The following is a 20,620-nucleotide window of genomic DNA, read 5'->3' on the forward strand; positions in this document are numbered from 1 at the left end:
TCGGCGAGTCCGAAGAATGCGGAAATCAGTTCTGCGGTTGCGAAAGCCCGAGGAATTCGGCCTGCTCGCGGTCGTAGCGGCGGGTCAGGCCGGTGCCGTAGCGGTCCCACCAGTTCTGCGTGTGCCCGCCCTGGGTGGTGCTCGTCCCGCCGTAGACCTGGCGGTCGTATTCGACGCGGGCGTCGCGGAATTCCTGCTGGAACTGCTCGGGGGTCAGCCCCTGGACGTGCTGGATGGTCGCGTCGCCCAGCGTCCGCGAACTGCGCACGATGTCCTCGCCCGCCATGTGGTTGAGGATCGCGCGGACGCCGCCGGCGCCGCGCATGTGCGCGCCGGACATGATCGCGGCCTGGGTGCCGGGATCGGTGAAGTTGAGCGCACCGGCCGTGCGGGCGTTCGCGGTCATCAGGTCGGCGACGACCGCGCGTTCCTCGGCGCTGCCGATCCCGTACTGCTCGCGCGCGGCGATGATCCGGTCGTAACCGTTGTGCATGTTCTGCCGGAAGCCGTACGCCTCGGGCACGCCGCCCTGCTCCCCCGTCGCGCCTTCGGACCGCATGATCGAGTCGACGACCCGGGGGTCGAGCTGCTGCGGCGCCGCGGCGGCGGCACCACCCCCACCCTGCCCGCCACCGCCGTAGGCCCGGGCGACGTCGGAGTCGGCGGCGCGGTACCCCTCCGCGGCCGTCCGGACGTTCTGGTTCACGTTCGTCAGGAGGTGCAGGAGCTTCTGCAGGGCGCTGCCCAGCGTCGAGTGCAACGCCGAGTTCGCGGCCGCGACACCGCTGCCGATCCCGGCGAACGACAACGCGTCCAGCACCAGGCCTTCCAGGTCGCGGGTGGCCGACAGGAAGGACGACCCGACGTCTTCGACCGCGTGGGCGATCGTCCCCATCTCCGCCGTTTCGGCGTGGTAGGCCCCGGCACTCATGTCTGCTCCCTCCGGACACCGGCTGTGCGCATCGAGAATTCCCCACCGCGCCGGACCGGTCCACGGCCGAATTACCCACTGGCCGCGGCCGGACTGCCCACACCGGCGCTATGGTCGGGAGATGAGCACACCCGACGGCGACCCGAACGTGGTCGAGGGCGAGATCGTCGACGACACCCCCACCGCGGCGCTGGCGATCCCGTCGCCGCCGCTGCCGGACCCGGACTACAGCGAGGGCGGGGTGCCCAGCTTCGACTTCGTCCGCGACAAGATCGAGAACCGGTACACCACGTCGCTCGGCTCGGTCGACGTCGCCGGTCTCGGCACCGACAACACCGCCGAGACCCTCGACAAGCAGATCGCGGACCGCGACCAGGCGGCCAAGGACCGGCTGGCCGAGATCCGCCGCTCGATGCGCGGGGAGTGACCTGCGTCACTTCGCCCGGACGACGGTCCGGCTCGAACCACGCCTTCGCGGGCTCAACCGGCGGCCGCGCCGCGCGGCTGGAGCGCCGAGCTCCGGCAAGCCGAGCCGGCGGGTGATCACCTCGCCGGCGGATCGGCCACCCGACCGCCGGACCAGTGCGACCAGCGACTCGAAGTAGCGCAGGAACCCCGCCGGTGCGTCGGCGGGGTACGCCTGGCTGCGGTGCTCCCGCTCGGCCACGATGTGGGGCTCCAGCAATGACCAGGTGCGCACGATGTGCGTTCCCAGCGACCCGATGACGAGATCCCGCTCGATCAACCCGAAAGCCAGCAGGACCCCGAGGTAGTCGAAGAAGTAGCACACGGAATAGACGCTGTCGCGGTACTCCGGCGCCAGCGCTTCGATACCGCCATTCTGCGAAGGCACTTCCTCCGGACCTCTCATAATTCTCGCCAGGTGCTCGCGAAACTCCGCCGAGCCGACCTTCTGGAACACTTCGGTCGTCACTCGGAGAGAATTGGCTTTCATCGAGGAATCGCGGCTGCGGAAGGTGGACCAGATCGCGGCCACCAGGGCACCGACCGACACCAGCAGCGACACGATCGAGGCGACGAGGTTCACCACACACCACCCTTCCAGCGGTTTTGCCTCCAGTGTCGCGGCAAGGGCGGCGTGGCGAGTGCCGCCGGCCGACATTTCCCCAACTTGTGATCGGGCGGATTTCCCGTCGAGACAACGAGTGATTTTTTCTCTCCGGGCGCGCCGTTATGGCAGCGCACTCCTGGAAACAGAACTTTTTTGCTCCCACCGTGCAAGTCCCAGCACGCAAGGCCGATACCGCTTCCGCCCGCGCGGATCGCCGCCACCCGGTTGGATCTCGCGAACCCGCCGGAGCCGGGAGTAACGTCCGGTTCCCGCTGGGAACCCAGGACCTCGTTCCCACGGGTCGCCGCCCATGCTGCACTGGCAAAGCGAGGGTCCCATGGCACCGACGCAAGGCCCGATCGTGCCGCGGCGGAGGATCGCGGACACCCTGCGCAGCCTCCGGGACGAATCGCGCCGCACGCTGGAGGAAGTCGCCGAAGCACTGCTGATCTCGACCTCGAAGCTTTCGCGGCTGGAGAACGCTCAGGGCAGCCCGCAGGCCCGGGACGTCCGCGATCTCATCCGCTACTACGGCATCGAGAACACGCAGCTGGCCGAGCGGCTCATGCGCTGGGTGGGGATGTCCGGGCGGCAGGGGTGGTGGACCGACTACTCCCAGGCCGTGGCCACCCCGGGGCTGGACGCGCACCTCGCCTACGAATCGGAAGCGACCGTCGCCAGGATCTACACCATCCCGCTCCTGCCCGTCCTGCTGCAGACGACCGACTACGCGCGTGCCCAGTACTCGACGCAGGAGCCGTGGTGGTCGCCGGCCGAGGTCGACCGGCTCGTCATGCTGAGGGAGCGCCGCAAGCAGGCCCTCGTCGAGCGTGACGGTATCGACCCGCTGCGGCTGGTCGCCGTCACCCACGAGGCCGGCCTGCGGCAGTTCGTCGGTTCCCGCGAGATCATGCGGGCCCAGCTGGACCACCTGCTCGAACGCTCGACCGAGCCGAACATCGACCTGCGGGTGTTCCCCTACAGCCATCCCCCGGTGTTCTCGGTGGGCTGCATGTACGCCTACTTCGAGTTCGAAGACGCCCTGGACCGCGACATCGTGCACATCGAAACGCACGCGGGGTTCCGGCACATCGAGACCGCCACGGTCGTCGACCGCTACCGCGGCTACCACGAGGCACTCGTGACCGCTTCGTGCGGCCCGGACGAAAGCCGCGACCTCATCCACCGAATCCGAGCGCACGAGCTCGGCTGACCCCCGCCCTGGACGCAGCGTGATGATCCCGAACGAATTCGTCGGCGAAGACCTCCGGCTGTACCGGAAGCGGCTCGACACCGACGGCTACCTCGTCGTCTCCGACGACGAGCTGGGCCTGCCCGGCGCTCGCCTGCGCGACCACCTGCTGCGCACGTACTTCACCCCGGACGTCCTCCGCCGCTACCCGGGCGACATCCCCGCCGACCGGGAGCGGGCCCGCGACGTCGTCGAGTACGCGTGGGACGGCGAGACCCCGGTGCTCACCGAGCACGCCGAAATCGCCATCGAGGACCGCGGCGGCCGCCCCGGGCGGCGCGAGTACGCCCGGACGCCCGTGGCGCACGATCCGCTGTTCGCGGCCTGGATCCGCGCCGCGCTCGGCCTCGTCCCGGAAGGCCGCCGCCGGCGGCGGGGGACGTTCGGCGTCAACATCTTCCGGACGTTCACCAACGTCGTGACGCGCCCGCACGCCGACGGCGAGGAGTTCGTCTTCGTCTACGTCGTGGACCGCGCCGGCACCGGGGCGGAGACGGCGCTGTTCCGCCCCGAGGCCCCGGACACCGCGGTCCACACCCAGCGGCTGGAGCCGGGGCAGCTGATCGTCTTCGAGGACGCCCGCTTCCTGCACACCGCCAGCCCGCTGATCGCCCCCGAAGGCGGCCACGCCCGCCGTGACGCGCTCGTGTGCACCGTCGACCACCCCCAGACCTACGGCCTCGGCTGACGCTCAGCAGGGCAGCCAGCGCACCTCGACCGGCTGGTAGGCGACGATCGTCGCCAGGCGGTCCGGGAACACCCGCACCAACTCGCCGAGCCCGGTGCGACGGACCACCCGTTCGACGCCCGTGCCCGGGGAGGCGACCAGGCACCCCGGCAGGCCGCGGTCCCGGCAGCGCTGGATCGCCTCGAGCAGGCTGTGGACGCCGCGTTCGGAGAGGAAGTCCAGCCGGCCGAGGTCGATCACCAGCAGCCGGGGCCACGGCAGTTCGCAGAGGGCGGTTTCGAGCACCGACGCCCGGCGCAGCACCTTCGTGATGCCCGGCTCGCCACACATCTCGACGACCAGCACGCCGCCGGAGCGTTCCGAGGCGATGTCGTCGTCGCGCATCGCGCCTCCCGGGAGTCATCCCGTCCCGGGGCCCATCGTCCCACGTCGCGTCAGGCTTCCGTAATACCCGCGTGGAATCATCGGGGGGCCGGGGCAGTTGTAACGGGCGGTAGCACCGCACGAGGAGAAGGAGTGACGCCGTGACCACGTCAACCGAAAGGGCCGTCCTGGCCGGCGGCTGCTTCTGGGGCATGCAGGAGCTGTTCCGCCGTCAGCCCGGGGTGATCTCGACCCGGGTCGGTTACAGCGGCGGCGACGTCCCGAACGCCACTTACCGCAACCACGGCACGCACGCCGAGGCCATCGAGGTCGTCTACGACCCCGCGCAGACCACGTTCCGCGACCTGCTCGAGTTCTTCTTCCAGGTGCACGACCCCACGACGAAGGACCGCCAGGGCAACGACATCGGCCTGAGCTACCGCTCGGCGATCTTCTTCGAGAACGACGAGCAGAAGCGGGTCGCCGAGGACACGATCGCTGACGTCGACGCGTCGGGGCTGTGGCCCGGCAAGGTCGTCACCGAAGTCAGCCCGGTGGGTGACTTCTGGGAGGCCGAGCCGGAGCACCAGGACTACCTGCAGCGCATCCCGAACGGGTACACGTGCCACTTCGTGCGCTCGGGCTGGAAGCTCCCGAAGCGCGAGAAGACCGCCTGACCCAGCACCACCGAAGGGCCCCTTCGCCGATCCCGGCGAAGGGGCCCTTCGTCGTCTCGGACGCAATGAAGATCGTCCGAACGGCGGTGATCTCCACGGAGTCCTGAATGGACAGACAACACCGCAGATCCCAATAATGTCAAATGTCCTTTTTGGGAAGTATTGCTCATTGCCGATAAGACCCCTACGTTCGTCGCTTGTTCACAGGGCTTTCACACCGGATGCTGATTTCCGCTAAGCCGCACCATTTTTCCCCGTCGTCCCCGTTCTCGGCCCGGCTCGACCCCGGGCCGGTTCGCCCTGCCCGGAGGAGATCCCCCGATGCACCTGAGACGTCCATTCGTCTTGGCCGCGAGCGGCGCACTGATCGCCGCGGTGTGCACGACCACCACCGCCCAGGCCCAGCCCGCCACCCCGAACGCCGTCCCGGACGCCCAGACCCTGGCCGTGTCGGCGGCGGCCGGGCTCGTGGCGAGCAGGCCCGCTGCGCTGCACGCGAGCTCGGACGACGTTTTCCTGGCTCAGAAAGCGATTTCCGCGACCAACGGCCTGAAGTACATCCCCTACGAGCGCAGCTACAAGGGCCTGCCCGTGGTGGGCGGCGACTTCGTGGTGGCGACCGACTCGACAGGCCAGGTGCTCGGCACCTCCGTCGCCCAGGACCAGACGATCAACCTCGCCACCACCGCCGCGAAGGTCTCGCCGGCCGCGGCCGAGGCGACCGCGCGGCAGCAGCTGTCCGCGGTGGACAGCGTGAGCCCGGCGCAGCAGGTCGTCTTCGCGCTCGGCTCCCCGACGCTGGCGTGGAAGAGCACCGTCGTCGGCCGCGACGCCGAAGGGCCGAGCCGGCTCGACGTCATCGTCGACGCCGCCACCGGGAAGGTGCTCAAGACCCAGGAGCACGTCCTCAACGGTGACGGCACCAGCGCGTGGAACGGCCCGAACCCGGTGCACCTCGACACCACGCACTCGGGCAGCACGTACTCGCTGAAGGACCCGGCGATCACCAACACGTCCTGCCAGGACGCGGCCAACAACACCACGTTCAGCGGCCCGGACGACCTCTGGGGCAACGGCACCGCCAGCAACCGCGAAACCGGCTGCGTCGACGCGCTGTTCGCCGCCCAGACCGAGAACAAGATGCTCTCGCAGTGGCTGGGGCGCAACGGCTTCGACGGCAACGGCGGCGGCTGGCCGATCCGCGTCGGCCTGAACGACCAGAACGCCTACTACGACGGCAGCCAGGTCCAGATCGGCAAGAACACCGCCGGCGGCTGGATCGGCTCGATCGACGTCGTGGCGCACGAGCACGGCCACGGCATCGACGACCACACCCCCGGCGGCATCTCGGGTGCGGGCACCCAGGAGTTCGTCGCGGACGTCTTCGGCGCCTCGACCGAGTGGTTCGCGAACGAGCCGGCTCCCTACGACAAGCCGGACTTCCTCGTCGGCGAGCAGGTGAACCTGGTCGGCTCCGGCCCGATCCGCAACATGTACAACCCGTCGGCGCTGGGCGACAAGAACTGCTACGACAGCAGCGTTCCCAACGGTGAGGTGCACGCGGCCGCCGGCCCCGGCAACCACTGGTTCTACCTGTTGGCCGAGGGCACGAACCCGACCAACGGGCAGCCGACCAGCACCACGTGCAACAGCTCCACCGTCACCGGTCTCGGCGTGCAGACCGCGGTGAAGATCTTCTACAACGCGATGCTGCTCAAGACCTCCAGCAGCTCGTACCTGAAGTACCGCACCTGGACGCTGACCGCGGCGAAGAACCTGTTCCCGGGCAGCTGCACCGAGTTCAACACCGTCAAGGCGGCGTGGGACGCGATCAGCGTGCCGGCGCAGTCGGCCGACCCGACGTGCTCGGCGACCGGCACGGTCACCGTGTCCAACCCGGGCAACCAGTCCACCACGACCGGTGGTTCGGTGAACCTGCCGCTGTCGGCTTCCGGTGGCACCGCGCCCTACACCTGGTCGGCCTCCGGCCTGCCGGCCGGCCTGTCGATCAACTCGTCCACCGGCGTCATCTCGGGCACCGCGACCACCGCGGGCACCTCGAACGTCACGGTGACGGCGACCGACAGCGCCAGCCACTCCGGCACGGCGTCGTTCAGCTGGACCGTCGGCACCACCGGCGGCTGCTCCGGCCAGAAGATCGTCAACGGCGGCTTCGAATCCGGTAGCGGCAGCTGGACCGGCACCACCGGCTCCATCGGCCAGTGGGGCTCGCAGGGCCAGGCCGCGCACGGCGGCACCTACTCGTCCTGGCTCGACGGCTACGGCTCCACCACCACCGAGTCGATCGCGCAGTCGGTGAGCATCCCGGCGGGCTGCCACGCCAGCCTGACGTTCTACCTGCACATCGACACCGCGGAGACGACCACCTCCACCGCCTACGACAAGCTGACCGTGGCCAACGGCAGCACGACGCTGGGCAGCTACTCCAACCTGAACAAGGCGTCCGGGTACGCGCTCAAGACCATCGACGTCTCGTCGGCGGCCGGCGGCACCCTCGCGCTGAAGTTCACCGGCACCGAAGACAGCTCGCTGCAGACCTCGTTCGTCATCGACGACGTGGCCGTCACCCTGAGCTGAACAACTGAATACCAGTAGCGGGGAGGCCGGGAAACCGGTCTCCCCGCTTCTGCGTTTTCCGGAGCAGAATCGGCGCATGGACACCGAAGAACTGCGGGCGACCCAGGCGCCGCTGAAGGACAAGTACCGCGAAGACCCGGAGAGCGCGCTCGTCACCCTGCACGCCGACGCGGAGCTGGCCGGCCTCGGCATCTCCTGCAAGGTCGAGACCGGCCGCGCGGTGGTGGAAGCCGGGCTGCACCCGGCCACCGGGGGCGACGGCACCCTCGCCTGTTCGGGCGACATGCTGCTCGAAGCGCTCGTCGCGTGCGCGGGGGTGACGCTGCGGGCCGTCGCGACGTCGCTGGGCCTGACCGTCCGGGGCGGGCGCGTCCGGGCCGCGGGCGACCTGGACTTCCGCGGCACCCTCGCCGTCGCGAAGGACGCCCCGGTGGGCTTCCGCGCCATCCGACTGTCGTTCGACCTCGACACCGACGCGAGCGAGGACCAGCTGGCGACGCTCAAGAAGCTGACCGAGCGCTACTGCGTCGTGTTCCAGTCGCTGCGGACGCCCCCGGAGTTCGCCGTCACGCTTTCGGCGAACTGAGCCGTCTCAGGGAGAAACCCGGAGGACAAACCGGGCAGGGTGGCCTAGCTTGTCGGGGTCACCTGAAGGGGGAGCCGTCATGCCACAGCCGGGACCGGACCCAGCCGTCCGGGTACGCGGGCTCGTGAAGACCTACGGTTCGACGCGCGCGCTCGACGGCGTCGACCTCGACATCCCGGCCGGGCAGGTGCTCGGCCTGCTGGGCCCGAACGGCGCCGGGAAGACCACCACCGTGCGCATCCTGACCACGCTGCTGCGCCCGGACTCGGGGTCGGCGCACGTGGCCGGGTACGACGTGCTGGCCGAGCCGGACGAGGTGCGGCAGCGGATCGGGTTGTCCGGCCAGTACGCCGCCGTCGACGAGAACCTGACCGGGTTCGAGAACCTCTACATGGTCGGGCGGCTCTACGGCCGGAAGAAGGCCGCGGCCCGCTCACGCGCCCGGGAGCTGCTCACGCGGTTCCGGCTCGACGAGGCCGCCGACCGGCCGGCGAAGGGCTATTCCGGCGGGATGCGGCGGCGCCTCGACCTAGCCGGCGCGCTCGTCGCCGAGCCGACCGTCGTGGTGCTGGACGAGCCCACCACCGGCCTCGACCCGGGCGGGCGGCTCGACACCTGGGAGGTCATCAAGGAGCTCGTCGCCGACGGCACGACCGTGCTGCTGACCACCCAGTACCTCGAAGAGGCCGACCAGCTCGCCGACTCGATCGTGGTGATCGACCACGGCCGGGTGATCGCGCGCGGCACGGCGGACGAGCTGAAGGCCCAAATCGGCGGTGAACGCCTGGAGCTGGTCGTCGCCTCGGCCGCGGACCTGCCGGCGACCTTGGCCGTGCTGCGCGAGGTCGGCACCGGCGAGCCGTCCGGCGACGACCACACGCGGCGAGCCGAGATTCTGGTCGACACCGGACCGAAGGCGCTGATCGAGGCCCTGCGACGGCTCGACTCCCACGGCATCACGGTCCAGGACGTCGGCCTGCACCGCCCGACGCTGGACGACGTCTTCCTGTCCCTGACCGGCCACGGTGCCTCGCCGGCCGAGGGGGTTTCGAAGTGAACGCGTTCGCGAAGGGCATTTCCGACGGCGGCATCGTCACGTGGCGCAACCTGATGAACGTCCGCCGCAACCCCGACTGGCTGATGGCGGCGACGCTGCAGCCGATCATGTTCGTGCTGCTGTTCGCCTACGTCTTCGGCAACGCGATCGGCGGCGAAGCGGGCGGCGCGGCGTACCGCGAGTTCCTCATCGCCGGGATCTTCGCCCAGACGGTGGCGTTCAACTCGGCGTTCACGGTCATCGGCTTCGCCAACGACCTGCAGAAGGGCATCATCGACCGGTTCCGCTCGCTGCCGATGTCCCGCATCGCGGTGGTCCTCGGCCGCACGACGTCGGACCTGGTCGTGAGTGTCGTGGCGCTGATCGTGATGTCGCTGTGCGGGCTGCTGGTCGGCTGGCGCATCCGCGGCAGCTTCTGGGACGCGCTGCTCGGTTACCTGGTGATGCTGATGTTCGCGTGGGCCCTGTCCTGGGTCGGCGCGCTGATCGGCCTGGCGGCGCGCAGCGTGGAGGTGGCGCAGAGCGCGGGGCTGATCTGGATGTTCCCGCTGAGCTTCATCTCCTCGGCGTTCGTCCCGACGGACACGCTCCCGCCGTTCTTGAAGGCGATCGCGGAGTGGAACCCGTTCACGGCGGTGATCAACGCGACCCGCGATTTGTTCGGCAACCGCTTCGGCGCCCCGCCGACGGGCTGGCCGGCGGAGAACGCGGCGCTGTACGCGATTTTGTGCTGCTTGGCGATCATCGCGATCTTCGCCCCGCTGGCGACAGCGCGGTACCGCCGGGTGGCGAGCAAGTAAAACAGTCCGAAGAGGACTTGCTCAGTCCTCTTCGGACAGCTCCACGATCGGGATCACCCGCCTGGCCTGCCGGGCCTTCGCCTCGTGATCCGCCAGGAACGGGTACTCCTTCTCCAGCTCCGTCCACGTCCGCACGTAATCGGCCCCCAGCAGCGGCAGCGCCTCCGCGTCAAAGGACCGGCCGTCCACCTCGACCCGCACCCGTGAGTCGGCCTCGAGGTTCAGGTACCAGTCCGGGTGGCGGGGCGCGCCGATGTTGGACGCCACCACCAGCCACCGCGAACCGTCGCGGTGGACCATCATCGGGACCGTCCGCGGCTCGCCGGACACCCGGCCCGTCGTCGTCAGCAGGGCCAGGCGCTCGCGGTGCATGCCCTCGACCTCGCCGCCGGCGCGGAACTGCTCGATCACCCGGCGGTTGGTGTCCCGGACGTCCATGACGGTCACCGGTCGTAGTACCGGGTCGGCGGGTCCTGCTGGGTCCACTGCTGGCGGGTCGGCGGCGGGGGCGCGCCCTGCTGCCGGGCCGGCGGCGGCGCGCTCTGCTGGGTGCGGCGCCGGTGCAGCGTCCGGGCGCTGGCCGCCATGCTGTTCACCACCGCCGCGATGACCAGGCCGATCACCAGGTTGATCGCCGCCGTGGCGATCTTCGCGCTCGGCGCCACCGCCAGGGTCAGCGGCAGCACCACGGCGATCAGCGTGACGAGCACCATGATCCAGCCGAAGAACTGGGACGGCGCCGGCGTCGCCACGCTCAGCAGGTGCATCAGCCCGGTGGCGAGCAGGGCCACCGCGGCGGCGACCAGTGCGTACGTCGTGGTGCTCGCGTTGCCCCAGACGCCTTCGCCTTTTGGGGCGAGCACTTCGACCTCGAAGATCCCGCGTGCGATCAGCAGCCCGACGACCGCGAGCAGGGCCGCGACCACCGCCGTGGCCACGCCGCCCGCCCACAGGCGGCGCGCGTCGATGCCCGGGCGGACGTCCTGGGGCTGGTTCCCGTAGTAGTCGGACATCAGAGCCTTCCTGGGGTCGGCTGTGCCTCTCCCCCCGATTGTCCCCCGTTTCGGCCCCGGCCGCGATTTGCGCTGGAGTGCACTCCAGCTCGTAACGTCGGATCCATGACCACCGCACAGCACAAGATCGGTTCGGGCTTCGGCGCCACCACCACGGCCGCCGAAGCCGTCGCAGGCGTGGACCTCACCGGGAAGCTCGCCGTCGTCACCGGCGGGTACTCCGGGATCGGCCTCGAAACCACCCGCGCGCTGGCCGGCGCCGGCGCCCACGTCGTCGTCCCGGCCCGCCGCCGCGAGACCGCCGAGGAAGCGCTCGCCGGTATCGAAGGCGTCGACGTCGACGAGCTGGACCTGGGCGACCTCGAAAGCGTCCGCGCCTTCGCCGGGCGCTTCCTGGCGACCGGACGGCGGATCGACCTCTTCATCGCCAACGCCGGCATCATGGCCTGCCCCGAGACCCGCGTCGGGCCGGGCTGGGAGGCCCAGTTCGCCACCAACCACCTCGGCCACTTCGCGCTGGTCAACCGGCTGTGGCCGGCGATCGCCGAGGGCGCCCGCGTGGTCTCGCTGTCCTCGCGCGGCCACCACTACTCGCCGATGCGGTGGGACGACGTCCACTTCGAGACCGGCTACGAGAAGTGGCAGGCCTACGGGCAGGCCAAGACGGCGAACGTGCTCTTCGCCGTCCAGCTCGACCGACTGGGCGCCGAGAAGGACGTCCACGCGTTCGCGCTGCACCCCGGCGGCATCATGACGCCGCTGCAGCGGCACCTGCCGCGGGCGGAGATGATCGAACGCGGCTGGATCGACGAGGCCGGCAACTACCTGGTCCGGTTCAAGACCCCCGAGCAGGGCGCCGCGACCACGGTCTGGGCGGCGACCTCGCCGCAGCTGGCCGGGCTCGGCGGGCTGTACCTGGAGGACTGTGACGTCGCCGAGCTCGCGCCGGAGGGCGCCGAGGGCCTCGCCGAGTCCGGGGTCCGCGGGTACGCCGTCGACCGCGAGCAGGCCGCTCGCCTGTGGACGCTGTCGGCCCAGCTCACCGGTGTGGACGCGTTCGCGCGGCCGTGATCGCGCCCTGATTGTCACGTCGGCGGGACCCCGGACGATACTTTCTTCGTGATCTTCCGACGTTTGCCGTTCGCGGGACCGGGGTATTTGGCGCCCGTGGCCGACGAAGCCGGGAGAACGGGGCGCCCGCCGACGAGCGACGGGGCGGAAGTCACCTGTGGCCGTTACGCACTCGGTGAATTCACCATCACCCCGCGCCGCGCCCTCGACGACGAGCGGCCGCCCGGGTTGCTGGGCGGGCGCTACGAGGTCGGCCGGCTGATCGGCAGCGGCGCCACCGCCCGCGTCTACCGCGCCTACGACGTCCGGCTGACCCGCGAGGTCGCCGTGAAGATCTACGACCGGGACGCGGTGGCGCTCGACCAGCGGCGCCGGCTGCGCGAGATGACGATCCAGGGCAGCATCAGCCACCCGGGCGTGGTGGCGCTGCTGGACAGCGGCGACGAGAACGGCCGGACGTACCTGGTGATGCAGCTCGTCGAGGGCGAGAACCTCGCGGAGCGCCTGCTGGGCGGCCCGATGCCGGCGGCGGACGTGACGGCGCTGGCCGACGGGCTCGCCGAGGCACTGGCCCACGTCCACGCGCGGCGGATCGTGCACCGCGACCTGAAGCCGGCCAACGTGTTCCTGTCCGCGGACGGTCCCCTGATCGGCGACTTCGGCATCGCGCACGCCCTCGACACCACGCACATCACGGGCACCGGCCTGATCCCGGGGACGGCGGCGTACCTGGCGCCGGAGCAGGTGTCGGGCGAGCCGGCGGGCCCACCGGCGGACGTCTACGCGCTGGGCTTGATCCTGCTGGAATGCCTGACGGGACAACGGGAGTACCCGGGCACGATGGTCGAGGCGGCCATGGCCCGGCTGACGAGACCACCGCGGATCCCGGAGGAGGCGCCGCCGACGCTGGCCTACACGTTGCGCCGGATGACGCAGCGGGAGCCCGCCGACCGGCCCACGGCCGCGAAGGTCCTGGACATGCTGCACGCCCCGCCGCCGACGCTGCCGTGGAGCCGGCCGGAGCGCAGCCCGCGGTGGCGTCGCCGCCCGGCGCGCCAGGAGGCGGCTGCCGCCGCGAACGCCGGTGGCCTCGGCGCGGCTACGGCCGGCGCGAGTTCCGCCGCCGGCCCGGCGCGCGCGGCTTCCGGTCCGGCGGGCCTTGGCAGGCCGGCTGACGCGGTGCCGGGACAAGACACCCGCACGGCCGCCGGTCTGGGCGGCCCCGCGACCGGCGCGGTGCCGGCTCACGAGACCCCCTTGGCCGCCGGCCACAGCCGGCCCGCGACGGGCGCGGTGCCGGCACAAGACACCCATCCGGCCGCCGGTCTGGGCGGCCCCGCTACCGGCGCGGTGCCGGCCCACGAGACCCCCTCGGCTGCCGGTCATGGGGGGCCCGCGACCGGCGCGGTGCCCGCCCACGGCACCCCCTCGGCCGGCCACGACTGGCCCGCCGACGATGCGCCCACCCACCTCCATCCCGTCGCGGCCGCGGCCACGGCCGCATACCCGGCCGACAGCCCCCGCCGCCGCCGGCTGGCCGCCGCGGCGGGGCTGACCGCCGCCGCCGTTGCCGCGGTGTCCGCGTTGGTGCTGATCAACCAGGACACGGGGACCAGCTCCCCCGCCCAGCCGCCCGCCGCGCACACCCCGGTGGCCACGTCCACACCTTCGTCGTCCACCCCGCTCGCCGACCCGGGTACCTCCGCGCCGCACTCCGACGCCGGCGGCCCCGGTCCGGCCACCAGCGGACCGGCGTCGCTCGAGCCCGCCGCCGTCACCCACGAAACCCCGCCGCCCGCCGCCGAGCCGCCGAAGCCGGGCGGCAAGCCCGAAAAGACCGAGAACCCCGGCAAGGGCAAAGGCAAGGGCCCCGGCCGCGACTCCTGAGCGGCGGCCCGGGACCTCCGGCGCGCGAAACCGGGTCCAACGGCCCTAGTGCGGAGTACCCTCCGGAACCCACGGTAATTACATTCCCTGAATGGGGACTCGAACCAATAACGACAGGTAACCGGAGCTGCGTCCGGGCCGACACACACCACGTGCCGGCTGCACTTCGCACCGCGCCGGGCACTGCCGCCGGGAATCCCCTCCCGCCGGCTCGACGATGTTTCCGGAGGTTTGGATGAGTGTCAACGCTGCCCTCGCGCGGCCGGTTTTCCGCACCCCGCGCGGCCGGCACGCCAAGCCCCGTCCCGTGTGGCCGCGGGTCGCCGGCCGGGCAGTCTTCCTGATCTCCGCGCTGGTCTGCGCCGTCGCCGTCGCCGGCTTCGGGTGGCCGCCCGTGCTGCTCGTGGTGCCGGCGGCCGCGTTCGCGCTGCTCGCCGCGAGCGTCGCGAAATTGCGGACGGCGGCCCGGAAGATCGACACCATCTTCGCCGAAGAACTGACCGGATCGGATCGGCGCCATTGAACGAAAGCGCACCATTCGATCATTCCCCGGCCGGCTGGTCGACGGCGGAAGGCTAACGTGCGGTCCATGGAGTTCTTCTGCTACCACCGTGATCGCCCCGGGTCATCGGCGTTGCGGCAGGAAACGCTGGAAGCGCATTGGGCCTACATGGACCGCTACGCGACCCGGATGATCGCCCGCGGCCCGACGCTGGACGACGCCGGCACCCCCACCGGCAGCGTGCACGCCCTCGACCTGCCGGACCCGGCCGCGGCCCGCGCGTTCGCCTTCGACGAGCCCACCTATCAGGCCGGTGGGTACCGGGACGTCCTGCTGCGCCGGTGGCGCAACGCCCTCGGAACCACGATGTGGGACTCCCCCGGCGAGCCGGCCGGCTACCTGGTCCTCGGCCTCGGCGAAGGGCCGCCCGCCGACGTCGAACCGCCGGACGGGCACGATCTCATCGCCTACGGACCGCTCCTGTCCGACGACGGCACCGCCTGGCTCGGCACCGCCGCGCTGACGAGGGCGGCGACCCCGAGCGCGGCACGCAGCGTCCTCACCCCGGCCCGGTACGCCGCCGTCGAAGTGCGCATCTGGCGGTTCGGCGGGCGGGTCACCGCAGGTCCAGCCACATGATGCGCAACCCGACGTCGCCCTCGGCCGGGTGCCGGAACGCGCCCGGCGCCGTTCCGAGCGTCACGAACCCGAGGCTCTCGTACAGGCGGATCGCGGCCACGTTCACGTCGACGACCGCGTTGAACTGGATCGCCGCGAAACCGCTCCGCCGGGCCCAGCCGATCAGGTCCGTCGTCAAGGCCCGCCCGACGCCCGCGCCGCGCGCCGCCCTCGCGACCATCAGGCTGCCCGAGGCGACGTGACTGCCGGGCCCCGGCCGGTTTTCGTACATGTTCGCCGTGCCCGTCACCCGGTCGCCGTCCAGCGCGACGACCACCCGGGCCGGCGGGTCGCGCAGCCACATCCGCCGCGCGTCCCGCTCGGTCATCGCCGGGTCGTATGGGAAGGTCCGCTGCTCGGTGACGACGTCGTGGATGATCGGCCAGATCGCGGGCCAGTCGTCGCCGCGGGCTTCGCGGATCACCGGTTCACCGCGGCGCAGAGTTCCGGCACGACGGTCTCGATGTCGTCCCGCAGCACGAAATCGGCGTCGTCGTCGTACGGCGTCGGGTCGCGGTTGACGACGACGAGCGTCGCTCCGGCCCCCACGGCGATCGTGCACAGCGACGCCGCCGGCTCCACCTGCAGCGAACTGCCGATGGCCAGGAAGAGCTCGCTCGCCGCCGCGATGGTCCTGGCCTGGCCGAGGACGGCGCCGTCCAGCCTCTGTCCGAAAAGGACGATGTCCAGCTGGAGAATGCCGCCACAGCGCGGGCACGACGGGTCGTCGTCGCCCGCGGCGAGGATCTCCGCGGTCGGGAAGTCCGCCGCGCAACCGGTGCACCGCGTGGTGTGCATGGTGCCGTGCAGTTCGAGGACCTTGCGCGCGGCGAGGCCGGCCCGCTGGTGCAGCCCGTCGACGTTCTGGGTGAGCACGCGGACGGCGACGCCCGTGCGGTCGAGTTCCGCCAGCGCGCGGTGGGCCGCGTTCGGTTCGGCGCGCCAGGCGGCGTGCCCCGCGTATGTCCGCCAGAACTCCCGGCGCACGCCGGCGTCGGCCAGGAAGTTCTCGAGGGTGAAGGCGTTCACGGCGCTCGGCGTGCGCGTCCAGACGCCTTCCGGACCGCGGTAGTCGGGAATCCCGGACGCGGTGGAGATGCCCGCGCCGGTCAGCGCGGCGATCCGCCGGGCGCCGCGGATCCGGTCGATGAGCTTGCCGTCCATGATGGCGAAGGCTAATGGCTCCGCCGCGGCGGCACGACCGGATTACCGCGCCGGCTCAGTCCTTCCGCAGCCGCAACGCCAGCGCCGGGCACGCCGCGGCCGCGGCACGCGCCTCCGCCGCCAGTCCCGCCGGCACCGGGCCCGGAGCCACCACCGGATAGCCCCATTCGTCGAGCCGCACCAGTTCCGGCAGCAGATCCGCGCACAACCCGTGCGCGCGGCACCTGATCGGGTCGACTGTCACCTTCATGCGACACCCGCCGGGACCCGGCACCGGCCGCCGGCCTGGTGCGCGCGGACGTCGGCGTCGAACACCCGCAGCGCGCTCGCCGCGAGGCGGGCCGCGCCGTCCGGGTGGGCGCACGCGCCGCGGCCGGTGAGCAGCGGGAGGCGCCGGGCCAGCCGGGGCGCCGACGGGCCGCCGTGGATCAGCTCCGCGAAGTCCGCCGCGATCGAGGGCAACCCGAACGTGCACGGTCCGCACTGCCGGGCCGACTCGGCCGCCAGGAACGCCAGCACCTTCGCGGTGTACTCGAGCCCGCACGCCCGCACCGGCAACGCGTGGACCGCCGCGATCCCCGGCACACCACTGCCGAGCTCCGCCGTCCACGTCCCGCCGCAACCGCCGGCGAGCACCGCCTGCACCGGCTCCGCTTCGCCACCCGCCGCGGCCAGCGCGCCCGCCACGGACGTCCCGGCGGCCACTTCGACGACGCCGGGCCGCCTGACCGCACCGGTGACCGTGACGAGTTCGGTCCGGGCCGCGCGATAGTGGTGCGGCCCCAGGAGAACCACCGACGCCAGCTGCGCCAGTGTCTCCACATTGGACACGAGCGTCGGGCGCCCGCGCACCCCGCGTTCGGCCGGCCGGGGCCGTTTGCCGAGCGGCCGCGCGTCCCCCGACGTCAGGTAGCGGACGAGCGCGGTCTCCTCGCTGGCGACGTACCGGCGCGGGATCTCCGCGACCCGCACCGGCACCCGGTCTTCGCGCTCGGCGAGAGCGGCGCCGACACCCGGCAGGGCCGGGCTGCCCGCGTGCACGCAGAGGACGGCCTCGGCGGCACCGATGGCGTGCGCGGCGAGCTGCAGGCCGTCGAGGACGAGGTGCGGCGAAAGGGTCAGCAGCGCGGCGTCTTTTTGGCTCAGCGGGTCGCCTTCACACCCGTTCGCGACGACGATCGAGCGCTTCGACCGGGCCGCGCGCAGCTTCACCGCCGTCGGGAAGCCCGCCCCGCCACGGCCGCGCAGGTCAGCCGCCTCGACGGCGTCGATCAGCCGGTCGCGGCCGTCGTCGCCGTGGTAGGCGACCCACGGCACGACGCCGTTGCGGCGCCGGTGGCCGGCCAGGTCGAGCCGGTGCGGGGGCAGGATGCTCATCGGGTGCCTCCCAGGGCAGCGAACTTGCGGACGTGGGCCGCGCGGTACCCGGCGGACCCGAGCACGGCCAGCACGCACAACACGTCGAGCGCGACGATCCAGCCGTACGCGGAGTCGTCCTCGGCCATGCCGAAGCCGTGCACCAGCGCGACCGGCCAGCACAGGTAGGCGAGCCAGTGCACGGTGCGCCACCCGCGCGCCGGCAGGCGGGTGCGCACGAGGCTGGTGACGACGATCGCGAGCACCAGGTCGATCGCGACGGCGCCGAGCCCGACCCACAGCGGCTGGTAGTCCGCGCCGAACGGGACGACGACGTCGAGCCAGCCGAGCGGGACGTACCCGTCGAGGACCGCCGACGCGATGTGCGCCGCGAGGAACGCGAGGCTGGCCAGCGCCAGGTTCCGGTGCACGGCGGCGACGGCGAACCGCGGCCACTCGCGCGTGGCGAACCGGCCGGCGCCGAGCGCGCCGAGGACGACGACGCCGGTGAACAGCACCAGCGAAACGAGCCCGGTCGCGCGGCTGAAGTACCAGACCGCGGAGCTCATGCCGCCTCCCGCTCTGCGGGCCAGCCGGGGGTCGTGACGACGTCGCCGTCGACGCCGGCCAGCCGCGCGGGCAGGTGCCGTCGCTCGAGCCAGGCGGGTGCGCCGGCCCCGAGGACGATCGCGGCGGTGCTCGCGGTGTTGGCGTCCACAGTGGACTTGGCGGCGACGGTGACCGTGCGCCACCGCGGTTCGGGGACGTCGCCGGTGCGCGGATCGACGATATGGTGCACGGTCCGGCCGCCGTGGCGCCAGCGCCGCCGGGTGGTCCCGGAGGTGGCGAGCGCGCCGTCCCGGTGCAGGGCGACGGTGGCGTCCGGCCGCCTGACGGCGTCGGCGTGATCGTCGCCGAGCGCGACCAGCCAGCCGCCGTCGGGCGGCGGCCCGGCGGCGCGCAGATCGCCGCCGAGGTTCACGAGGGTCCCGCAGCCGGCGGTGGCGTGGATCCGCCGGGCGGCCCGGTCGGCGGCGAGGGCCTTGGCGGTCGCGCCGAGGTCGAGGTGGACACCCCGGGGCAGGACGACGAGCCGCCGGACCGGATCGAAGAGGATCCGGTGCCAGCCGGGCGCGCGACCGAAGGGAGTCGCGAATGACTCATTCGGGACGTCGGAGGTCCCGAATGAGTCATTCGCGACGTTCGAAACCGCGGTGTTCCGGTCACCGGCAACCAAAGCGAAGTCGCGGTCGTACCCCAGCGCCCGCACCGCCGCCCCCACCGTCGGGTCGACCAGTCCGTCCGTCAAGCGGGCCGCGCGCAACGCCACCGCCAAGGCCTCCGCCAGCAACGGCCCCACCCGGACCTCCCGCCCGGCCGCCTCGTGCAGCCGTGAGATCTCCGAATCCGGGCGGAACCGGCTGCACGCCGCATCGATCGCCGCCAGCTCCTCCCGCAGCACCGTGACCGCCGCCCCCAGCCGGGCCGGGTCGGTCACCAGCAGCTCCGCCGTCGTGCCCAGGGCCGGGAATGCCGTGGTCACGACGCACCCGAGCCCGTGTGCGCGTGGCCGGAGCCGCCGCTCAAGCCGCTGTCCGGCGCCTCGAGCTGGTCCTGAGAATCAGTCGAAGTGGTCGTGGTGTTCTGCGTCGTGTCGGCCGAAGCCGCCGACAGGCCGAAGCCGATGGCGCCGACCGCGGCCGCGCCCAGTACCGCGGCGGCCGCCGTCGCCAGTGCGGCCTTGCGGCGTCCCTGCTCGCGGCGGGCGGGTCCGGCCGGGGTGATGGGTTCCATGGCACCGAGTGTCGGCGCCGTTCCTTTGAACGAGCTGGGAACGACCTGTCAAAGCCCTGACGCCCCAACCAAAGGAGGTTGACACCGGAAAGCCATTCACCCACTCTTTCCGTTGTCCGCCGGAGGTTTCCTGGTGTTCACGAACCGGACCACAGCACCTCACGCACCGGCCCCCTGCCGTGGGCACCATGAGGCGCCCACCCCCTCAGTGCTGGAGGACCCATGATCCGCAAGCGGATCTTCGCCGCGTTCGCCGCGGCCACCCTGGTCACCGCCGGCGTCGCCACGGCGGCCGTCGTCACCCGGACGGACGAGTCCGCCGCCGTCCGGCCGACCGCCGCGGCCGTGCCGGCGTTCGACCACATCGTCCTGGTGATGTTCGAGAACAAGAAGTACTCCTCGATCAACGGCAGTTCCAGCGCGCCCTACTTCAACACCCTCGCCTCGCAGAGCGCGAAGTTCACGAACTCCTTCGCGATCACCCACCCGAGCCAGCCCAACTACGTCGCCCTCTTCTCCGGCGCGACGCAGGGTGTCACCGACGACACCTGCCCGGCCAACCTCGGCGCGAAGGCCAACCTCGGCCAGCAGCTGATCGGCGCGGGCAAGACCTTCAAGGGCTACTCCGAAGCCATGCCTTCGGACGGCTACACCGGCTGCTCCAGCGGCACCTACCGGCGCAAGCACAACAGCTGGGTCGACTTCTCGAACGTCCCCGCCGCGAGCAACGTCCGGTTCTCGGGCTTCCCGGCCGACTTCACCCAGCTGCCGACCGTTTCGTTCGTCACGCCCGATATGTGCAACGACATGCACGATTGCGGCGTCGGCACCGGCGACACCTGGCTGAAGAAGAACCTCGACGCGTACGCCCAGTGGGCCAAGACCCACAACAGCCTGCTGATCACCACCTTCGACGAGGACAGCGGCACGTCGGTCAACCAGATCTTCACGACGTTCACCGGAGCAGGCGTCAAGGTCGGCAGCTACAGCGAGTCGATCAACCACTACACCGTCCTGCGCACGATCGAGGCGGCCTACGGCCTGCCCGGCATCGGCAACGCCGCGAGCAAGTCGCCGATCCTCGACGTCTGGCAGTAACCGCGTGTACCTGTCCACCATCGGCCGCCGAGA

Annotated in this window: 25 protein-coding genes; 13 read left to right on the forward strand and 12 right to left on the reverse strand. The window is 71.7% G+C overall.

What is annotated here, in order from left to right; translation table 11 throughout:
• Positions 1-25 precede the first annotated feature (25 nt).
• Positions 26-931, reverse strand: a complete 906-nt coding sequence (locus AB0F52_RS33230) for a hypothetical protein (protein WP_360179644.1) — start codon at positions 929-931, stop codon at positions 26-28.
• 121 nt (positions 932-1,052) lie between these two features.
• On the opposite strand from AB0F52_RS33230, the gene AB0F52_RS33235 reads away from it, so the two are divergent.
• Complete coding sequence (locus AB0F52_RS33235) at positions 1,053-1,358, forward strand: hypothetical protein (protein WP_360179646.1); 306 nt, start codon at positions 1,053-1,055, stop codon at positions 1,356-1,358.
• A gap of 6 nt (positions 1,359-1,364) precedes the next feature.
• Here the strand turns inward: AB0F52_RS33235 and AB0F52_RS33240 are convergent, their stop codons facing one another.
• Positions 1,365-1,979: a hypothetical protein gene (locus AB0F52_RS33240; RefSeq protein WP_360179648.1), complete on the reverse strand. Its 615-nt coding sequence runs from the start codon at positions 1,977-1,979 to the stop codon at positions 1,365-1,367.
• A 361-nt stretch (positions 1,980-2,340) separates the two neighbouring features.
• Between AB0F52_RS33240 and AB0F52_RS33245 the strand changes: the two genes are divergently transcribed.
• The gene (locus tag AB0F52_RS33245) at positions 2,341-3,216 is read left to right on the forward strand and encodes a helix-turn-helix transcriptional regulator (RefSeq protein ID WP_360179650.1); all 876 of its coding nucleotides are present in this window, start codon (positions 2,341-2,343) and stop codon (positions 3,214-3,216) included.
• A gap of 22 nt (positions 3,217-3,238) precedes the next feature.
• Positions 3,239-3,943 carry a 2OG-Fe dioxygenase family protein gene (locus tag AB0F52_RS33250; RefSeq protein WP_360179652.1) on the forward strand — a complete coding sequence of 235 codons (705 nt, stop codon included), beginning with the start codon at positions 3,239-3,241 and terminating at the stop codon, positions 3,941-3,943.
• A gap of 3 nt (positions 3,944-3,946) precedes the next feature.
• Here the strand turns inward: AB0F52_RS33250 and AB0F52_RS33255 are convergent, their stop codons facing one another.
• On the reverse strand, positions 3,947-4,327 hold the full coding sequence (locus AB0F52_RS33255; RefSeq protein ID WP_360179654.1) for an STAS domain-containing protein: 381 nt from the start codon (positions 4,325-4,327) through the stop codon (positions 3,947-3,949).
• A gap of 140 nt (positions 4,328-4,467) precedes the next feature.
• On the opposite strand from AB0F52_RS33255, the gene msrA reads away from it, so the two are divergent.
• The 5 genes from msrA to AB0F52_RS33280 all read left to right on the forward strand — a co-directional run bounded on the left by msrA (position 4,468) and on the right by AB0F52_RS33280 (position 10,024).
• The gene (msrA, locus tag AB0F52_RS33260) at positions 4,468-4,983 is read left to right on the forward strand and encodes a peptide-methionine (S)-S-oxide reductase MsrA (RefSeq protein ID WP_360179656.1); all 516 of its coding nucleotides are present in this window, start codon (positions 4,468-4,470) and stop codon (positions 4,981-4,983) included.
• 321 nt (positions 4,984-5,304) lie between these two features.
• A complete protein-coding gene (locus tag AB0F52_RS33265) occupies positions 5,305-7,581 on the forward strand; it encodes a M4 family metallopeptidase (RefSeq protein ID WP_360179658.1) in 2,277 nt (758 codons plus the stop codon).
• A 76-nt stretch (positions 7,582-7,657) separates the two neighbouring features.
• Entirely contained in the window at positions 7,658-8,167 is a 510-nt protein-coding gene (locus tag AB0F52_RS33270; RefSeq protein WP_360179660.1) for an OsmC family protein, read from the forward strand.
• Between the two features lie 79 nt (positions 8,168-8,246).
• Complete coding sequence (locus tag AB0F52_RS33275) at positions 8,247-9,224, forward strand: ATP-binding cassette domain-containing protein (protein WP_360179662.1); 978 nt, start codon at positions 8,247-8,249, stop codon at positions 9,222-9,224.
• Entirely contained in the window at positions 9,221-10,024 is an 804-nt protein-coding gene (locus AB0F52_RS33280; protein WP_360179664.1) for an ABC transporter permease, read from the forward strand. The genes AB0F52_RS33275 and AB0F52_RS33280 overlap by 4 nt, the downstream gene beginning before the upstream one ends.
• A 21-nt stretch (positions 10,025-10,045) precedes the next feature.
• Here the strand turns inward: AB0F52_RS33280 and AB0F52_RS33285 are convergent, their stop codons facing one another.
• Together AB0F52_RS33285 and AB0F52_RS33290 are read right to left on the reverse strand one after the other, a co-directional pair.
• Positions 10,046-10,462: a nitroreductase/quinone reductase family protein gene (locus tag AB0F52_RS33285; RefSeq protein ID WP_360179865.1), complete on the reverse strand. Its 417-nt coding sequence runs from the start codon at positions 10,460-10,462 to the stop codon at positions 10,046-10,048.
• A gap of 5 nt (positions 10,463-10,467) precedes the next feature.
• Positions 10,468-11,037, reverse strand: coding sequence for a DUF6069 family protein (locus tag AB0F52_RS33290; protein ID WP_360179666.1), 570 nt, complete (start codon positions 11,035-11,037; stop codon positions 10,468-10,470).
• 105 nt (positions 11,038-11,142) lie between these two features.
• Here AB0F52_RS33290 and AB0F52_RS33295 point away from each other — a divergent pair, with 105 nt between their 5' ends.
• The 4 genes from AB0F52_RS33295 to AB0F52_RS33310 all read left to right on the forward strand — a co-directional run bounded on the left by AB0F52_RS33295 (position 11,143) and on the right by AB0F52_RS33310 (position 15,136).
• Positions 11,143-12,108: an SDR family NAD(P)-dependent oxidoreductase gene (locus tag AB0F52_RS33295; protein WP_360179668.1), complete on the forward strand. Its 966-nt coding sequence runs from the start codon at positions 11,143-11,145 to the stop codon at positions 12,106-12,108.
• A gap of 48 nt (positions 12,109-12,156) precedes the next feature.
• Positions 12,157-13,995 (forward strand): protein kinase, encoded by a 1,839-nt coding sequence (locus tag AB0F52_RS33300; RefSeq protein WP_360179670.1) that lies wholly within the window; start codon positions 12,157-12,159, stop codon positions 13,993-13,995.
• A 235-nt stretch (positions 13,996-14,230) separates the two neighbouring features.
• The gene (locus tag AB0F52_RS33305) at positions 14,231-14,518 is read left to right on the forward strand and encodes a hypothetical protein (RefSeq protein WP_360179672.1); all 288 of its coding nucleotides are present in this window, start codon (positions 14,231-14,233) and stop codon (positions 14,516-14,518) included.
• A gap of 66 nt (positions 14,519-14,584) precedes the next feature.
• The gene (locus tag AB0F52_RS33310; RefSeq protein WP_360179674.1) at positions 14,585-15,136 is read left to right on the forward strand and encodes a YciI family protein; all 552 of its coding nucleotides are present in this window, start codon (positions 14,585-14,587) and stop codon (positions 15,134-15,136) included.
• On the opposite strand, the gene AB0F52_RS33315 is transcribed toward AB0F52_RS33310, so the two are convergent.
• The 7 genes from AB0F52_RS33315 to AB0F52_RS33345 are packed head-to-tail and all read right to left on the reverse strand — an operon-like array spanning position 15,114 to position 19,489.
• Positions 15,114-15,599 carry a GNAT family N-acetyltransferase gene (locus tag AB0F52_RS33315; protein WP_360179676.1) on the reverse strand — a complete coding sequence of 162 codons (486 nt, stop codon included), beginning with the start codon at positions 15,597-15,599 and terminating at the stop codon, positions 15,114-15,116. The genes AB0F52_RS33310 and AB0F52_RS33315 overlap by 23 nt on opposite strands.
• Positions 15,596-16,339 carry a Sir2 family NAD-dependent protein deacetylase gene (locus AB0F52_RS33320; protein WP_360179678.1) on the reverse strand — a complete coding sequence of 248 codons (744 nt, stop codon included), beginning with the start codon at positions 16,337-16,339 and terminating at the stop codon, positions 15,596-15,598. The genes AB0F52_RS33315 and AB0F52_RS33320 overlap by 4 nt, the downstream gene beginning before the upstream one ends.
• Positions 16,340-16,394: 55 nt before the next feature.
• Entirely contained in the window at positions 16,395-16,589 is a 195-nt protein-coding gene (locus AB0F52_RS33325) for a ferredoxin (RefSeq protein WP_360179680.1), read from the reverse strand.
• The gene (locus AB0F52_RS33330; RefSeq protein ID WP_360179682.1) at positions 16,586-17,716 is read right to left on the reverse strand and encodes an NADH-ubiquinone oxidoreductase-F iron-sulfur binding region domain-containing protein; all 1,131 of its coding nucleotides are present in this window, start codon (positions 17,714-17,716) and stop codon (positions 16,586-16,588) included. Before AB0F52_RS33330 ends, AB0F52_RS33325 begins: the two co-directional genes overlap by 4 nt.
• Positions 17,713-18,264: a ferric reductase-like transmembrane domain-containing protein gene (locus AB0F52_RS33335; RefSeq protein ID WP_360179684.1), complete on the reverse strand. Its 552-nt coding sequence runs from the start codon at positions 18,262-18,264 to the stop codon at positions 17,713-17,715. The genes AB0F52_RS33330 and AB0F52_RS33335 overlap by 4 nt, the downstream gene beginning before the upstream one ends.
• On the reverse strand, positions 18,261-19,238 hold the full coding sequence (locus tag AB0F52_RS33340; protein WP_360179686.1) for an FAD:protein FMN transferase: 978 nt from the start codon (positions 19,236-19,238) through the stop codon (positions 18,261-18,263). Before AB0F52_RS33340 ends, AB0F52_RS33335 begins: the two co-directional genes overlap by 4 nt.
• Positions 19,235-19,489 carry a hypothetical protein gene (locus tag AB0F52_RS33345; protein ID WP_360179688.1) on the reverse strand — a complete coding sequence of 85 codons (255 nt, stop codon included), beginning with the start codon at positions 19,487-19,489 and terminating at the stop codon, positions 19,235-19,237. The genes AB0F52_RS33340 and AB0F52_RS33345 overlap by 4 nt, the downstream gene beginning before the upstream one ends.
• 222 nt (positions 19,490-19,711) lie before the next feature.
• Here AB0F52_RS33345 and AB0F52_RS33350 point away from each other — a divergent pair, with 222 nt between their 5' ends.
• Positions 19,712-20,587 carry an alkaline phosphatase family protein gene (locus AB0F52_RS33350; protein ID WP_360179690.1) on the forward strand — a complete coding sequence of 292 codons (876 nt, stop codon included), beginning with the start codon at positions 19,712-19,714 and terminating at the stop codon, positions 20,585-20,587.
• Positions 20,588-20,620 lie beyond the last annotated feature (33 nt).

It is taken from the genome of Amycolatopsis sp. NPDC024027 (assembly GCF_040638975.1).
In the GTDB taxonomy this organism is placed as follows: Bacteria; Actinomycetota; Actinomycetes; order Mycobacteriales; family Pseudonocardiaceae; genus Amycolatopsis.

What these genes read in the sequence shown, in the direction of transcription:
- AB0F52_RS33325 (WP_360179680.1), bottom strand. Translation starts at nt 16,589, where the DNA reads ATGAAGGTGACAGTCGACCCGATCAGGTGCCGCGCGCACGGGTTGTGC.
- AB0F52_RS33330 (WP_360179682.1), bottom strand. Translation starts at nt 17,716, where the DNA reads ATGAGCATCCTGCCCCCGCACCGGCTCGACCTGGCCGGCCACCGGCGC.
- AB0F52_RS33295 (WP_360179668.1), top strand. Translation starts at nt 11,143, where the DNA reads ATGACCACCGCACAGCACAAGATCGGTTCGGGCTTCGGCGCCACCACC.
- AB0F52_RS33275 (WP_360179662.1), top strand. Translation starts at nt 8,247, where the DNA reads ATGCCACAGCCGGGACCGGACCCAGCCGTCCGGGTACGCGGGCTCGTG.
- AB0F52_RS33270 (WP_360179660.1), top strand. Translation starts at nt 7,658, where the DNA reads ATGGACACCGAAGAACTGCGGGCGACCCAGGCGCCGCTGAAGGACAAG.
- AB0F52_RS33285 (WP_360179865.1), bottom strand. Translation starts at nt 10,462, where the DNA reads ATGGACGTCCGGGACACCAACCGCCGGGTGATCGAGCAGTTCCGCGCC.
- AB0F52_RS33265 (WP_360179658.1), top strand. Translation starts at nt 5,305, where the DNA reads ATGCACCTGAGACGTCCATTCGTCTTGGCCGCGAGCGGCGCACTGATC.
- AB0F52_RS33230 (WP_360179644.1), bottom strand. Translation starts at nt 931, where the DNA reads ATGAGTGCCGGGGCCTACCACGCCGAAACGGCGGAGATGGGGACGATC.
- AB0F52_RS33305 (WP_360179672.1), top strand. Translation starts at nt 14,231, where the DNA reads ATGAGTGTCAACGCTGCCCTCGCGCGGCCGGTTTTCCGCACCCCGCGC.
- AB0F52_RS33350 (WP_360179690.1), top strand. Translation starts at nt 19,712, where the DNA reads ATGATCCGCAAGCGGATCTTCGCCGCGTTCGCCGCGGCCACCCTGGTC.
- AB0F52_RS33320 (WP_360179678.1), bottom strand. Translation starts at nt 16,339, where the DNA reads ATGGACGGCAAGCTCATCGACCGGATCCGCGGCGCCCGGCGGATCGCC.
- AB0F52_RS33290 (WP_360179666.1), bottom strand. Translation starts at nt 11,037, where the DNA reads ATGTCCGACTACTACGGGAACCAGCCCCAGGACGTCCGCCCGGGCATC.
- AB0F52_RS33255 (WP_360179654.1), bottom strand. Translation starts at nt 4,327, where the DNA reads ATGCGCGACGACGACATCGCCTCGGAACGCTCCGGCGGCGTGCTGGTC.
- AB0F52_RS33245 (WP_360179650.1), top strand. Translation starts at nt 2,341, where the DNA reads ATGGCACCGACGCAAGGCCCGATCGTGCCGCGGCGGAGGATCGCGGAC.
- AB0F52_RS33250 (WP_360179652.1), top strand. Translation starts at nt 3,239, where the DNA reads ATGATCCCGAACGAATTCGTCGGCGAAGACCTCCGGCTGTACCGGAAG.
- AB0F52_RS33235 (WP_360179646.1), top strand. Translation starts at nt 1,053, where the DNA reads ATGAGCACACCCGACGGCGACCCGAACGTGGTCGAGGGCGAGATCGTC.
- AB0F52_RS33335 (WP_360179684.1), bottom strand. Translation starts at nt 18,264, where the DNA reads ATGAGCTCCGCGGTCTGGTACTTCAGCCGCGCGACCGGGCTCGTTTCG.
- AB0F52_RS33345 (WP_360179688.1), bottom strand. Translation starts at nt 19,489, where the DNA reads ATGGAACCCATCACCCCGGCCGGACCCGCCCGCCGCGAGCAGGGACGC.
- AB0F52_RS33310 (WP_360179674.1), top strand. Translation starts at nt 14,585, where the DNA reads ATGGAGTTCTTCTGCTACCACCGTGATCGCCCCGGGTCATCGGCGTTG.